This window comes from Bacillus thermozeamaize (genome assembly GCA_002159075.1).
GTDB classification, from domain to species: domain Bacteria; phylum Bacillota; class Bacilli; order ZCTH02-B2; family ZCTH02-B2; genus Bacillus_BB; species Bacillus_BB thermozeamaize.
The window spans coordinates 65,549-80,136 of the sequence record LZRT01000010.1 but is presented as its reverse complement, the minus strand read 5'-3'; the positions used below and the strand labels follow the sequence as shown (position 1 = coordinate 80,136).

Genomic DNA, 14,588 nt, shown 5'->3' with positions numbered 1-14,588 from the left:
GGTTCATCCCTCATCATTCCTAGAAATTAAAGAGATTGCTGACGGTCGCGTATCGTGTTACCCGGCTCTGTTCCGTTCCTTTTCCCTCAGGATACTTCCCGCTCGGCGTTTTCGGCAATTCTGTTGCGAATTCAATTTCTCTCGGGTATTGATGTCTTGAAAGCCGGCTTTTCACAAATTGACTCAGTTCATCCGCCAATTCATCCGAAGGCGCATACTGAGGATGAAGGATCACATATGCTTTGACGATCTCGCCCTTTTCTTCATCCGGTTTCCCGATCACGGCCGCTTCGGCCACGGCCGGATGTTCGAGCAAGCAGCTCTCGACCTCAAACGGCCCAATCCGGTATCCCGCGCTTGAAATAATGTCATCCGAGCGGCCCCGAAACCAAAAGTAACCGTCTTCATCGCGATAGGCGAGATCCCCTGTCAGCAACCATTTTCCTCTCATCTTTTCCGCGGTTTTGTCCGGATCTTTCCAATATCCCAAGAAACCGGAGGCGAAACCGCTCGTATCAACCGCTATTTCACCCACTTCACCGTCAGGAACCGGACGTCCTTCCGGATCCAGCAACGCCACATGGAAGCCAGGGGTCGGCAGTCCCATCGAGCCAGGCTTAATGATCATGTCGGTGGCATTGAAATTGTTGACAATCATTCCTGCTTCGGTTGCCCCATAATGGTCGTAAACTTCACGGCCAAAATGCTCTTTAAAGAAACGGACAACCTCCGCATTGAGCGGCTCGCCCGCGCTGGAAAATTTTCGCACATAAAACCGGTACTTCTTTGCCAGTTCCGGCCCGCCAGCCATCATCATTCTGTAAGCGGTCGGCGCGTACGTAAAATTGGTCACTTTGTACTTTTCCATCAACTGATAATACTTTTCGGCATCAAACGGTCCCTTGTATACCACGATGGTTACCCCGAAACTCAATGGATAAAAAATGCAAGCGAAAAGGCCGTACGCCCATCCCGGATCGGCACCGCCCAAAAAGATGTCGTCCGGTTCAAGACCAATCGCAAATTTCATGTATGGGTATGCCGTTATCAAACCTTTGTGGGCTGCTACCGCGCCTTTCGGCAATCCGGTCGTTCCAGATGTATACTGGATGACACATGGATCGTCCATCTTTGTCTGTTCGATTTCAAAATCCGGCGGAGCCGAATGCAACAATTCCCAGAAACTGAGGCCGATGCCGTTGGCGTCATTTGTCAGGATGAGTTGAGCCGGAATGTCCAGCCCCTCAAGTTTTCGAACCTGTTCCTCATTCGTCACAAGGATTTTGCATTCGGCATTGGTTAACCGGTGCCGAATGGCCTCAGGTCCAAAAGCGGTAAACAGGGGTACATAAATCGCGCCCAATTTCCATGTTGCCAGGGCTGTCATGATCAATTCCATGTCTTTTCCCAGCAACGCAGCAACCCGATCTCCTTTTTTTACCCCGAGGGAACGAAATGCATTGGCCATCCTGTCTGAATGTTCTTTGAGTTGCCGGAACGTCCAGACCTCTTGTTTGCCTGTTTGATCTTCCCAATACACGGCAATGCGATGCGGATCATTCGCCCAACGGTCGCAGCATTCATGAGCCATATTCAATTTTTCGTTCCAGTCCCAGTCAAAAAATGGTCGAACGGAATCCCATGAAAACGATTCGGCCAAACTCCGGTAATCCAAAACAGGCTTCACCCCTTGTTTTTTCTGTCGTCAACTCATTCCAGACTCATGTCGTGAAACGTCATCTAAATATTGTTAAAATAATATTTAATTATCAATAATGATAATAATTTAAACATAAGGCGATTGTCAATGATAATTTGATTTATTTATTCATTTTTTATGAGTAATATGATAAATAAATGCGCGATCCATGAGTAAAACTACACGGGTTTGAATAGATTAATAGAATGAAGAACCACCCTACCTTCAGGGTGGTTTGTTTTGTTCTTATTGAACTCTCGCTCTCCTGTAGCACGACAAACATGTTTTAGAGGTGGTAGTAAGCCCATATAGGCATATATATCTGTATCAAAAGGTTATGCCAACTGAATCAGAAAGGTGGATACACATATGTACATTGAGGTCGAGAAGGGAGTTCGCATTTTCGTGCAAGACTTAAACCCCGGCATGGGAAGCCGTCCGGTGGTGTTTGCCCATGGCTGGCCTTTAAATCATAAAATGTTTGAATACCAGTACAACGTGCTGCCCCGGTATGGGTTTCGTTGCCTCGGCATTGATCAACGCGGGTTCGGACAGTCAGACAAGCCTTGGCACGGCTATTCGTACGATCGTCTTGCTGACGATCTGCATGCTGTGCTCGAAGCGTTGCAACTGGAGGATACAGCCTTGGTCGGATTTTCGATCGGCGGGGCGATCGCCATCCGATATATGGCGCGTCATGGTGGGCACCGGATCGGAAGGCTCGCGTTGGTGGATGCGGCTGCCCCCGTTTTTACGAAACGGCCAGATTATCCGTACGGGCTTCCGGTGGAGCAAGTGAATGATTTGATCCGTCAAACCTATCAAGATCGTCCACAAATGCTGACCGGTTTAGGCAGAATATTCTTTAACCGGAACGTTGGCACTGACCTCTTGGACTGGTTCCACAATCTCGGTCTCGAAGGCTCTTCCCACGCCACGATACAATGCCTGGTCTCGCTGAGGGATGAGGACTTGCGGAGCGATCTTGGGCAGATACACGTGCCAACAGCTATTTTTCACGGGGTGCATGACCGTATCGTTCCGTTTCCGAGCGCCCTGGTGTTGCAACGAGAAATTGCGGGATCACACCTATACCCGTTCTACAACAGCGGCCACGGCGTGGTCATTGACGAGATGGATGCATTCAACGCCGCCCTGCTCAGATTTCTTCAGTAAGCCTTTTGCTTACGCACGGCATGGAGGTGTTGGCTCATGCGGTGTACGGGTGGGCCGGCACCCTCTGCACCGGGTGCGGGTGGAAGGAATGGGGGGTGACAGCCGCTGCACAATTGGCGCAGTCGATTGTGGAAGACCGGCACACAGGCCGGGTTATTTTTTGGTACAATGAACTCATATGAAATGCAGAAGCAGAACAATAGATAGATCTTCCATTTTCTTATCGCCAAATGGTGGCCGATTTGGATATGTCCGCAGTTGGAAAACACAAACAGAAAGGAGTTTTTTTGCTATGTCCAAAGCGGCTACAATCAAGCATTCGACTGATGACCAATCCATGAAGCCGCCCATTAAGTGGGCAGGGGGAAAAACACAGCTGATTAAGCAATTTTTTCCCCTTTTCCCGCCTAATATAGATAGCTATGCCGAACCGTTCCTCGGCGGTGGCGCCGTGTTTTTTGCTTTACGGCCTTCCGAGGCATTCCTGATGGATAACAACGAAGAGCTGATCAATTTCTACCTCGTTGTCAGGGATCATCTCGAAGACCTGATGGATGATCTAAAAAAGCACGTAAACACAGAGGAATATTATTATCGTATCAGGGCTTTGGATCCTGCCGAGCTATCTCATGTAGAAAGGGCTTCCAGGTTCCTTTATCTCAATAAAACGGGGTATAACGGTTTATGGCGCGTGAACAGACAGGGAAAGCATAACGTGCCTTACGGCCATTACAAAAATCCGCGCATTTTGGATGAAGACAATTTGAGAAAGGCAAGTGAAATCTTGGCCAATGCTGACATACGCTGTTGCGATTTTGCCTGTGTCCTGGATGTGGCAAAACCAGGCATGTTTATCTACATGGATCCGCCATATCATCCGCTGTCTCAAACAGCCAACTTTACCAGTTATACGGCTGACGCTTTCAATGAAGATGATCAACGGCGTTTGGCAGATGTATGCCGCGAGCTCGACAGAATGGGATGCCTCGTCATGGTAAGCAACTCTGACACACCATTCATACGGGAGCTTTATGACGGTTTCCATATGACCACCGTTTCCGCAAGACGTGCCATCAACTGTAGGGCGGACAGGCGGGGGCCTGTCAATGAATTGGTCATACGCAATTATGGAGGCAATCGCTTTTCAAAAATTTGAGCCGCACATTTTTATAGAAGATAACCTTAGAAAAGGGGCCACCGTTTACCGTGGCCCCGCAATCTTTGTTTGGGTTATCATCGTTTGGGTGATGACCGTCTCATTTGTCGTAAACATAAAACCCTTTGCCTGTTTTGCGTCCCAGTTCCCCTTTTTCCACTTTCTCTTCAAGAAACCGGGGCGGGCGATCTTTCGGATCTTTCGTTTCCGCATATTGTTGTTGCATCACGTAATAGATGACATCGATTCCCGACAGATCCATCAATTGGAAAGGCCCCAAGGGATGGCGCAACGCCTTGGTGACAATCAAATCGATGTCCCGGTAGTCGGCAATGCCCATCTCGTACAATCTCATCGCTTCCTTCTGTAACGCGCCAAGGATGCGGTTGGCGACAAAACCGGAAATCTCCTTCCGCAACAATACGCCGGTCCGGCCAATCCGTTTGCAAAGATCCAGGGTGACCTGTGCCGTTTCTTCAGAGGTCGCGTCGCTCATCACCACTTCTACGCAATCCATGACCAGCGGCGGATAGAAGAAGTGCATGTTGCACACTTTGTCAGGCCGTGAGGTTACATCCGCGATCAAAGAGTTGACGATGGTTGAACTGTTGGTGGCCAGGATAGCGTGGGGAGGCGCAATATCATCCAGCTTTTTGAACACCTCCCGTTTCACATCCAGTTTTTCCACCACCGCTTCGATGACGAAATCCGCATCTTTTGCAGCTTCCGTCAGGTCGGTGGAAAAGCTGAGGCGCGAGAAAGCCGCCTCCTTTTCCGAAGCGGATATTTTTTCCTTCCTCACCCATTCATCCATGATGGTTTCCAGTTTGCGCCGGGCATTCTCCAGCGCTTCTGGCTGGATATCCTGAAGCGCCGTCTCAAACCCTCCGAGGGCGCACAACATCGCGATTTGATGTCCCATGGAACCGCTGCCGACCACACAAATTTTTCGAATGTCGTCCACTTTCATCAGGCATCTTCCCTCCGTCGAGTCGTTCATTCATGCTGATTCCATTTCGTATTTGCATTGGTGAAAGCCGCTCATTCACGAGATTTGAATGTCGCTGTCCCCCCAGTATTTCTTGCGCAGTTCCCTTTTCAAAATTTTTCCGGTTTGCGTACGGGGGATTTGTTCGACAAAATCGACGCTCTTGGGCACTTTGAAAGCAGCCAGTTTTTCTTTGCAGTAAGCGATGATATCCGATTCGCTGATCGCGGCTCCCGGCGCCGGCACGACGACCGCTTTGACCGCTTCTCCCCAGCGTTCATCGGGGACGCCGATCACGGCTACGTCAACCACTCCTTCGATCCGGTGGATCACTTCCTCGATCTCTACCGGATACACATTGACGCCACCGGTGATGATCATATCCTTGGCCCGGTCAACAATGTAGTAATACCCTTCGTCGTCCTGGCGCGCCATATCGCCCACCGTTGCCCATCCGCCGTCCAAGAACGCCTCCGCGGTCTTTTCCGGGTCGTTCCAATAGCCTCTGAACCCGCTCAGACCGCGGGAATAAAGCAAGCCGATTTCTCCCCGCGGCACCTCATTGCCATTTTGGTCAAGAATCTTCAATTCCACATCCGGCATCGGCCGGCCGACGCAGCGTTCCTTGCGGAGTTGATCCTCGTCTCGCAGGCTGGTGGAGACGCCCAGTTCGGTGCTGCCGTAAAACTCGTAAAGTTGACAGTCGGGGAATTGCTTTTTGATGTTGAGTTTCGTTTGTGTGTGCAGCGGGGCTCCGCCCGAAATCAAGGTGCGCAGGGACCCCAGATCATAGCGCTCGAACACCTCTTTCGGCATGCTCAGCAGCCTGTCGTACATGACGGGCACCATCATCATCCAATGAACCCGGTGTTTTTCGATGGCGGCCAATACCTGTTCCGGCACGAATTGCGGCAAAATCACGTATGTGCCGCCGGAGATCAGGGTGGCCAGGAACCAGGCGATGGGAGCAGCATGGTACAGAGGGGTGACCGCCAGTTGGACGTCGCCGGATCGAATCATCCATTCCATGCACACTCCGGCTGCGGTATGATAGTTTTCCATGTACCCCCGGACAGCTCCTTTCGGGCGTCCGGTTGTTCCGGACGTGTAAAGGATCATGTGGAGATCTTCCGGGGTGATTTCGACCTCCGGTTCCCGATCGGCGGCTTCCGCCAAAATCTTTTCATAACTTAAGGTGCCGGGGAACGCTTCATTTCCTGTGACGATAATGTGCTCCAAATCGGGAAGGCCGTCACGAATGGAACGAAGCAGATCCACATACTCCGGATTGGTGATCACTGCCCTTGCCCCGCAATCGCGCAATTGGTAGGCCAGTCCCTCGGCCTTCAAATAGCGGTTGAGAGGGCAAACGATGAAACCGCTTTTTGTAGAAGTGACAAATGATTCCGCAAACTCAAAACAGTTATTCAAAAGCAGGCCGAGACGGTCGCCTTTTTGCATACCAAGTCCGTATAAGGCATGTCCAAGTTGATTGGTTCGCCGCCACATCTCTTTCCATGTGGCAGAGCGGTCTTCGCAGATGATCGCTGGCTGGTCGGCAAATTTGCCGGCATTCATGCGGATGCTGCTGACAAGGTTGTTGGAGTAGGGGGTTTGGGGACGATAGACCTGGTTCATTCGCTTCCTCCTCTTGTTGATTGGGTTCTGCGTTAGTTAAATATGTTTAAACTGAAACGCACCGATTCATGACATTGCCGGAAGATTTCGCGGCACCTTCGTCATGAGAAACCGCTTCCATTTCCATGCAAAAAAACATCGCATCTTCGGAACATGCCTGTTTATCTGAAAACCGGCCCAATGGCGGCGGGGTTCACCCATCATGGTCTTCAACGGCCAACTTCTTGCCGGATCCGGTTGTCTCCCTTTTTTCTTTATTTTTCAGCAACTGGTATTGGCGTTCAGCCTCTTCGATCGCATCCACCAGTTCCTGTTCCAACATTTTCAATTCCTCGATCCGGTTGCGTACTCTCTCCAGATGTTGGCGGGCGTAGCAGATGCCCTGTTCGTACTGGCGTTTTTGTGTCGGATCGATATCGTAAAGTTTCAGAAGCGAAGCGATTTCCTTGAGGGAGAACCCAAGCATTTTTCCTCGCAGAATCATTTTGATGCGTGCCCGGTCACGCCTGGAATAGATGCGGTGGTTTCCCGCGTTTCGCCTTGGACTGATCAGTCCGAGTTCTTCGTAGTAACGGATCGTCCTTGGACTGATGTTGAATTCCTGCACCAAGTCGGACATCATGTATTCCCTTCGGTCGTCGGTTCCAGCCATCAACTCCCCCCTCTCTTAATTATTCAATATAAAGTCAATTTACGTTAATGTCAATTATATTACGTAATATGTATATTGTTCTGCGAGATTTTAGAGTGAAAAGAAGAGGGTGTCCGCCAAGGCGGATAACCTGCCGGAGACACCCTTTGGTTCATGAATCTCTGGTTCATGGATTCGGTTTAAACGGTTTTTCTTCCCACCAGGGATAAAATTCAGGCATGTCGCTGCTGACTTTCATGGTAAAATTGGGTTTCCGCTTCTCCAGGAAGGATGTGACTCCCTCACGGGCGTCCGCTTGCCGTCCGGTCCAATGGATCAGTTTCGATTCGATCCGGTGGGATTCCATCGGGTGGTCGGCACCCAGCATCCGCCACATCAGCTGGCGGGACAGGGCGATGGAGATGGCCGACGTATTCTCGGCCATCTCACTGGCAAGGGCCCTTGCCGTCGGCAACAGTTCCTCCGGCTGGACGACGCGGCTGACCAGCCTGGCAGCCAAGGCTTCCTCGGCCGAAAAGAGGCGTCCGGTATAGATCCATTCAAGCGCCTGGCTGATGCCGACAATGCGTGGCAAAAACCACCCGCTGCACGCTTCGGGGACGATCCCCCGGCGTGCGAAGACAAATCCGAACCGTGCGTTGGATGAGGCGATCCGGATGTCCATGGGCAGCGTCATCGTCACCCCAACTCCCACGGCAGGGCCGTTGATGGCAGCAAGGATAGGCTTTTTTAATTCGAAGATCCGCAGTGACAGCATGCCGCCGCCGTCGCGATGTTCATCGATGGGAGTTTCCCTGGCAAAGGTGCTGCCGCCCTTTTCCAGATCGGCGCCGGCGCAAAAGGCCCTTCCTTCCCCGGTGACGATGACCGCCCGGACCTCATCATTGGCATCCGCTTGATCCAGGGCGTTGATGAGCTCGTTCATCATCGTATGGTTAAAGGCGTTCAGTCGGTCCGGACGGTTCAAGGTGATGGTCATGATCTGATCGGAAACCTGACATCGGATCGTTTCGTACATTCGCATTTCCTCCTTCTTGAAAGTTGTCTGAGATCATCATAATCCATCCGTTCCGAAATTTCTAGAAAAATAAAGAACATTTTCATTTAGTAAAAGAGGATCGCGAACAACGTGCTCAGAACCAGTCCGGCGATGACGGGCAGAAAATTTTTCCGCGCCAAGTCCAGGACGGGGACGCGGGTAAAGCCGGCTACGGCCACCAGGGATGACCATGCGATCAACGTGCCGCCACCGACCCAGATGGCGCCCATTTGCCCAATGGCTGCAAGCGTTGTCGGGTCCATTACCAGGGATTGTCCCAGCGCGCCGGATAAAGCCTCCGTGAGCGGCAAGCCGGAAAATCCAGAACCGTCCAGTCCGGTCAGCATCCCGATAATCAGCAGTCCAAAGGCGCCAAAAAACGGATTTTCAGGGATGAACGTGTGTCCCATCTGCACCAGGGCCGCTGGAATCAGGATGGCTGCGACAAGAGGCACTGCTGGAGTCGGCCAGAAAAACAGGGAGATAAAGTAAGTGACGACTGCCAGTATCCAAAAGGACAAATGACCATTCACCATGATTTTTTCAAATGACCGAATCATCCGTTCATCCGCCCTGAGCCGTTTCAATGCCTGTAAAAGCGCTGTCATCAGGACGATGATGCCTGATTGCGTTTTGGGCAGGTTGAACAAATCCTGACATTTCAGCTATGATTATATACCGTATCAATGATCATGAACCGAATCGCTTTGATATGTCCAAACTTCCGTGTATTTTGCAACACCAAAGAGGGGGCCCGCATGATGAAATGGCGAGTACTGGTCGTGGATGATTCGCCTTTTATGAGGAAACTGATCAGCGACCTGATCGAATCCGATCCTTCCTTGCAGGTCATTGGATTGGCCAAGGACGGTTTTGAAGCGGTCGAAATGGTTCGGCGTCTGAACCCCGATGTGGTGACCTTGGATGTGGAAATGCCAGGAATGAATGGCCTGGAAACGTTAAAGCAGATTCTTCAGACTCATCCCGTTCCAGTACTCATGTTCAGCGCCCAAACCGAAAAAGGCGCGCAAGTGACGATTGAGGCGCTGGAAATTGGGGCCGTCGATTTTATTCACAAGCCGACGGGCATTTTGTCCCTGGAACGCGTGAAAGCGGAGTTATTGCACAAGTTGAAAACCGCCGCACAAGTGAAGGTGCGCCGGCCAACCGCTCAGGCGCTTCAAGCGCCCGCAAGTGACAAGGCACCTGCGACTGGGAGAGGAATCACGCCCGCGCGTGTCATCGCGCGAAAACGGACGTTTGACCATCTGTTTGCGATTGGTACCTCCACAGGGGGGCCAAAAGCGTTACAGACCGTCCTGACGGCGCTGCCGAAAGAGTTCCCCTATCCGATCCTGATTGTCCAGCACATGCCGCCCAAATTCACCCATTCACTTGCCCGCAGACTTGATCACTTGGCGAAGATACCGGTCGTGGAGGCGGTTGACGGGCAATTGATCGAAGGTGGCGTGGCTTACCTGGCGCCTGGCGGATACCACATGGAAGCCATTTTTCGCGAACCCCGCGAATACCGCATCTCCCTGAATCAGGATCTCCCCCGCAACGGTCACCGTCCATCCGTGGATGTGCTGTTTGAATCGGTTTCGCGGCTGCCATACCTGAAACTTCACTATATCCTGATGACGGGCATGGGGAGCGATGGCGCCATGGCCATGCTGGCAGCCAAACAAAAAGGGGCCGCCTCCACGATCGCCGAATCGGAAGAAACCTGTGTCGTCTTCGGGATGCCGAAGGCGGCCATTGCGCTGGGGTGTGTCGATTATGTGGTTCCTTTGGAACAGATTGCAAACAAGATGATCGAGGTGTCCGGATGAATCCCGTTGGGCCACCGTGACACGGCCATTGGGTTCACTCTGTGAGCCAGGTTGTCTTATCCGTTGCGGGGGTTCGCTTTGCCGCAGGCGGAGTGATATCAGGATAGCCGATATAGACGGTTCCAATCAGATGAGCCTCTTCCGGCAGGTTAAAAAAGGCCTTCAGCTTCGGATGGTAGTGTACCTCTCCGGTACGCCAGATGGCCGCCAGGCCGTGGGCATGCACGGCCAGGAGCAGGTTTTGCACGGCGGCCGCCCCTGCCATGATTTCTTCCAACTCGACGACCCGCGGGTTGCTCGTGTCGGGAACCACCGCTACCGTGATCAGGACAGGTGCGCGAAAAGCTTTGGCTTTTTCTTTGGCCAGCTTCTCCTCATCGACCGCCTCGCCTTTTGCTTCCAGCTCCTCTTTTCGGATCGCCGCAAGCACGTCGCCATATCGCTCTCTGGCCTGGCCGGTGAGGACAAAAAACCGCCACGGCTCCGTCCGAAAGTGATTGGGGGCATGCACGGCCGCTTCGAGGCATTTCATGATCACCTCCTTGGGAGGTTCCATCGGCTTGACAACGCCAATGCTCCTGCGGGTGAAAAGCGCGGTCATGACATCCATCTGAATCATCCTTTCCAGTGTCCTTGACGTGATATCCGTTCGACGTTTGATGTCTTACGGGTCTTGCAGGCTTTTTGACGACGTTGAAGGCACATGCACCTCATTCATCCGCCACCTGCCGATGATCCTTTCATGATCGGCCCCTTGTTCATGCCACGTATGCCATTTTCCATCCCGCCTAACATATAATTCATCACACTCGTCATGGATGATCAGGGCATTCAATTGCCCGCCATAGGCACAGCCGCCATCGATGCCAATGACGCGATTGGAACCATAGTAGATGTGATCGGTGTCGTGCAGGCGGCGGGTGCGGGTATGGCCGAAGACCACAATCTCTTCCCCTTGGTAGCGGTGAATAAAGGATTCGCGGATATTGAGGAACTGCTCCTTGCTGGTATGGAGGAGTCCTTTCTCAGGGTCGATTCCCGCGTGGACAAACAGGAATTGATCTCTTTTTTCATACAGCGGACGTGTGGCGAGAAACTGGATCTCTGCCGCAAATTCCCGCTGAATCAATGTCCTGATCTCAGCTTCCTTGCGGCTGTTGTAGCAAATGGTGAACGCGTCAACGGGCGGTATGTCGAGCAAGGACAGAAAACTGTTGATTGTATTTAACCCGCCGACGTCACAATAGTATCGAATATCCTCCAGTCCCTTCAACCAATCGAGGAACAAGGCATCGTGATTTCCTAAAAGTGCAGCGGCGCCTTGCCGCTCCAGGGCGGCGATGCGCTGAAGCACCTTTGCACTGTCCGGGCCGCTGTCCACATAGTCTCCGAGAAACAGGAGTTCTTCCGGTTGCGCCTTGACCTTTTCCAGTAATCGCTGAAGCTGGGCGTTGCAGCCGTGAATGTCCGAGATGGCAATCAGCCGCAAGTTGTCACCTGCCTTTAGTTGCACCTTTTATGGGAATCATGGTTCAGGAAGCGTCCAGATTTATGGTAAATGTTCACCAACGGTTTGCACAAGTGGATGTGATGGCGGGCGGTTTTCCCGCTTGGTTTCATTCATACGAAGATGATCAAAAGGATGTGATGGGATCATGGATTGGTCTGCCTGGCTGCATGGGTTGCACTGGTCCAGCAGCGTCGAACTGATCTACATCCAGCGGCTCGTCTTTTCTGCCTTGCTTGGGGCGATGATTGGCTGGGAACGGGAATATGCCAACAAGCAGGCCGGTTTGCGCACGCATATGCTGGTGACGCTCGGAAGCTGTCTCTTGATGCTGTTGTCGATCTATGGGTTTCAAGAGTGGCTGGATCATCCCAATACCCGTTTTGATCCGGCGCGCCTGGCGGCGCAAGTGATCAACGGGATCGGATTTCTGGCGGCGGGGGCCATTCTGGTGCGGCCCGATCTCGTCGTCTCTGGCCTGACCACGGCAGCGACGGTCTGGATTGCGATGGGCATCGGTCTGGCTGTGGGAGCAGGACAATATCTGATGGCCGTAGTATCGACCATCATCGTCCTGCTCGTGTTAAGAGTGCTTCCCCGGTTCGAATGGGGGAAACGGACAAGAGGCATTTTGATTGTCAAATTAAAAGACAGACCAGGGGCCCTGGATGAAATCGCGAACCGATTGGGGCAATCACTCATCCGGATTCAGCAGGTGGTGGTCGAGGAAGAACGCACCATTGAACTGGTCGTGCAAACCACCCATACCAGAAAGCTGATTCGCTTGATTGAACAACTGAGAGATGTGGATGGGGTCGTGGCGGTGTATTGGGACGGAAACAGAACGTTCGCCAAAGGAGAAGAGGAAGCCGCAGAAGAAAGCTAGACGCCCGCATCCGGTCGCGGGCGTCTTCCCGTCAAAAAGGGGTCTTGCTTGTCATGAAAGGGTTTTGGCCAATTTCTGGATGGCACGTACGGCATCGGGATTTTCAAGCGAGGAAAGATCTCCTGCATCTTTCCCCAAGTAAGCCGCGCGGATGGCGCGTCGCATGATTTTGGCGTTTCTGGTTTTGGGCAAGTCCTCGACGAAATGGATGGTTTTTGGACGCAAGGCTTTCCCCATCCGTTCAGCGATCAGATTGAGGAGCTCCTCGGCCAGCTGCGGACTTGGGGTTTTGCCCGGCTTCAGGACGACGAAGCAGACCGGGACTTCTCCCTTGATTTCGTCGGGGACGCCGATCGTTCCCGCTTCCAGGACGTCCGGATGATCCACCAGGACAGACTCCATTTCGGCAGGCCCCAGCCGCTTTCCGGCCACGTTCAGCGTGTCGTCGGAACGTCCTGTGATATACCAGAATCCTTCTTCATCCCGCATCACCCAGTCGCCGTGCACCCAAGTGTCCTGCCAGCGGCTCCAGTAGGTCTCCTCATAACGTTCCGGTTCCTGCCAGAATCCGTTGGTCATGCCGACCCACGGCTTTCGAATGACCAGTTCTCCCACCTCTTGGCGAACCGGTTTGCCGGCGGTATCATACACCTCTGCATCCATACCGGGCAGCGGCGTGTTGAAACCCACCGGTGCGATCGGCCGCAACAGAACATTGCCTAAAATGCCTCCCGATATCTCGGTGCCGCCCGAATAGTTGAAAATGGGAATGCGTTTCCGGCAGACCTTTTCAAAGAGCCAATGCCACGGTTCGGGATTCCAGGGCTCTCCCGTCGTCCCGATTCCCCGGAGGCTGGATAAATCGTGCTGGTGGGCCAGATGTTCCCCATAGGGCATCAGGGAACGGACCAATGTCGGTGAGATGCCAAGGTGGGTTACGCCGTGGGATTGAACCAGTTTCCAGAGGCGATCCGGGCCCGGGTAGTTGGGGGTTCCCTCGTACAACACCATTGTCGCTCCGTTCAGCAGGGACCCGTAGACCAGAAAAGGCCCCATCATCCAGCCCATATCGGTCACCCAGAAGAGCACCTCTCCCGGCTTCAAGTCCATGCCAAAGCCTGCGTCAAACGCCGCCTTGATTGGAAATCCGCTGTGGGTATGCACCGCTCCCTTGGGCCGGCCGGTGGTTCCTGAGGTGAAGATGATCATGAAGGGATCGCCGCTGTCCATCGGCAGCGCATCCATGTGACGGCAGTTGGTTTCCAGTTCCCGCCACTCCAGATCACGGCCCTGCCGCCAAGGGATCTCTCTTCCGAGACGCCGGACAACCACCACTTTTTGGATGCTGGGTGACATTTCGCAGGCTTTGTCCGCCTCTTCCTTCATCGGAACAATCTTCCCGCGCCGGAAAAAGCCGTCTGCGGTCACCAGCATCTTGGCCTCACAGCCTTGCAGGCGTTTGGCTACAGCGTCGGCTCCATAACCGGAAAATGCGGGAGTGAAAATGGCTCCGATCTTTGCGGCGGCCAGCATCACCACCACCGTTTCCGGGATCATCGGCATGTAAAGAGCGATCCGGTCACCGCGCTGGATTCCCTGTTCGATCAGCCCCTGGGCCACCTGGTTGACCCAGATTGCCAACTCTCGATAGGTGTACTTGCGCACCATGCCGTCCTCGCCCTCCCATACGAGGGCCAGGCGTTGGTGCATCAGAGGGTCTGCCAGCCACTTGTCGAGGGCGTTGTGCGTCACATTCAGCTGGCCGCCGACATACCATTTGGGCCAGGCTGCCCCCCGCGACAGATCCAGTGCCTCTTGATAGGGTTTAAACCAGGAGATGTTCAGCGCTTTTTCCACTTCGCTCCAGAACCAGGCGATGTCCTGGATGGAGGCCTGGAAAAAGGTGTCGTAATCGTCAAAGCCGAGGGCGTTCATCCATTGATATAAGCGGCTGGATCGAATGATTTCCTCGGTTGGATGCCAGACTGCTTTGGTCACCATCTCACCCCTTG

At 53.0% G+C, this 14,588-nt stretch carries 13 protein-coding genes; 4 read left to right on the top strand and 9 right to left on the bottom strand.

Features of this window, described 5'->3' with window-relative positions; translation table 11 throughout:
- Nucleotides 1-19 precede the first annotated feature (19 nt).
- Complete coding sequence (locus tag BAA01_07365; GenBank protein OUM90787.1) at nt 20-1,675, bottom strand: acetate--CoA ligase; 1,656 nt, start codon at nt 1,673-1,675, stop codon at nt 20-22.
- A 393-nt stretch (nt 1,676-2,068) separates the two neighbouring features.
- Between BAA01_07365 and BAA01_07360 the strand changes: the two genes are divergently transcribed.
- Both BAA01_07360 and BAA01_07355 read left to right on the top strand, forming a co-directional pair.
- A complete protein-coding gene (locus BAA01_07360; protein ID OUM90786.1) occupies nt 2,069-2,875 on the top strand; it encodes an alpha/beta hydrolase in 807 nt (268 codons plus the stop codon).
- Nucleotides 2,876-3,167: 292 nt separating this feature from the next.
- Nucleotides 3,168-4,031, top strand: a complete 864-nt coding sequence (locus BAA01_07355) for a modification methylase (protein OUM90785.1) — start codon at nt 3,168-3,170, stop codon at nt 4,029-4,031.
- A gap of 100 nt (nt 4,032-4,131) precedes the next feature.
- Here the strand turns inward: BAA01_07355 and BAA01_07350 are convergent, their stop codons facing one another.
- The 5 genes from BAA01_07350 to BAA01_07330 form a co-directional block, all read right to left on the bottom strand.
- A complete protein-coding gene (locus BAA01_07350; GenBank protein OUM90784.1) occupies nt 4,132-5,001 on the bottom strand; it encodes a 3-hydroxyacyl-CoA dehydrogenase in 870 nt (289 codons plus the stop codon).
- 75 nt (nt 5,002-5,076) lie between these two features.
- A complete protein-coding gene (locus tag BAA01_07345) occupies nt 5,077-6,597 on the bottom strand; it encodes a hypothetical protein (GenBank protein OUM90845.1) in 1,521 nt (506 codons plus the stop codon).
- Nucleotides 6,598-6,850: 253 nt separating this feature from the next.
- On the bottom strand, nt 6,851-7,309 hold the full coding sequence (locus tag BAA01_07340; GenBank protein ID OUM90783.1) for a MerR family transcriptional regulator: 459 nt from the start codon (nt 7,307-7,309) through the stop codon (nt 6,851-6,853).
- Between the two features lie 166 nt (nt 7,310-7,475).
- Nucleotides 7,476-8,327 (bottom strand): enoyl-CoA hydratase, encoded by an 852-nt coding sequence (locus BAA01_07335; GenBank protein ID OUM90782.1) that lies wholly within the window; start codon nt 8,325-8,327, stop codon nt 7,476-7,478.
- Between the two features lie 86 nt (nt 8,328-8,413).
- Nucleotides 8,414-8,998, bottom strand: coding sequence for a hypothetical protein (locus BAA01_07330; GenBank protein OUM90781.1), 585 nt, complete (start codon nt 8,996-8,998; stop codon nt 8,414-8,416).
- 108 nt (nt 8,999-9,106) lie between these two features.
- Here BAA01_07330 and BAA01_07325 point away from each other — a divergent pair, with 108 nt between their 5' ends.
- Nucleotides 9,107-10,183, top strand: a complete 1,077-nt coding sequence (locus BAA01_07325) for a chemotaxis response regulator protein-glutamate methylesterase (GenBank protein OUM90780.1) — start codon at nt 9,107-9,109, stop codon at nt 10,181-10,183.
- Nucleotides 10,184-10,217: 34 nt separating this feature from the next.
- Here BAA01_07325 and BAA01_07320 read toward each other — a convergent pair whose 3' ends face one another.
- Together BAA01_07320 and BAA01_07315 are read right to left on the bottom strand one after the other, a co-directional pair.
- Nucleotides 10,218-10,793: a hypothetical protein gene (locus tag BAA01_07320; protein ID OUM90779.1), complete on the bottom strand. Its 576-nt coding sequence runs from the start codon at nt 10,791-10,793 to the stop codon at nt 10,218-10,220.
- Between the two features lie 54 nt (nt 10,794-10,847).
- Complete coding sequence (locus BAA01_07315; GenBank protein ID OUM90778.1) at nt 10,848-11,672, bottom strand: hypothetical protein; 825 nt, start codon at nt 11,670-11,672, stop codon at nt 10,848-10,850.
- A gap of 193 nt (nt 11,673-11,865) precedes the next feature.
- Between BAA01_07315 and BAA01_07310 the strand changes: the two genes are divergently transcribed.
- Entirely contained in the window at nt 11,866-12,576 is a 711-nt protein-coding gene (locus BAA01_07310) for a hypothetical protein (GenBank protein ID OUM90844.1), read from the top strand.
- A gap of 51 nt (nt 12,577-12,627) precedes the next feature.
- On the opposite strand, the gene BAA01_07305 is transcribed toward BAA01_07310, so the two are convergent.
- Nucleotides 12,628-14,577 (bottom strand): AMP-dependent synthetase, encoded by a 1,950-nt coding sequence (locus tag BAA01_07305; GenBank protein ID OUM90777.1) that lies wholly within the window; start codon nt 14,575-14,577, stop codon nt 12,628-12,630.
- Nucleotides 14,578-14,588: the final 11 nt, after the last annotated feature.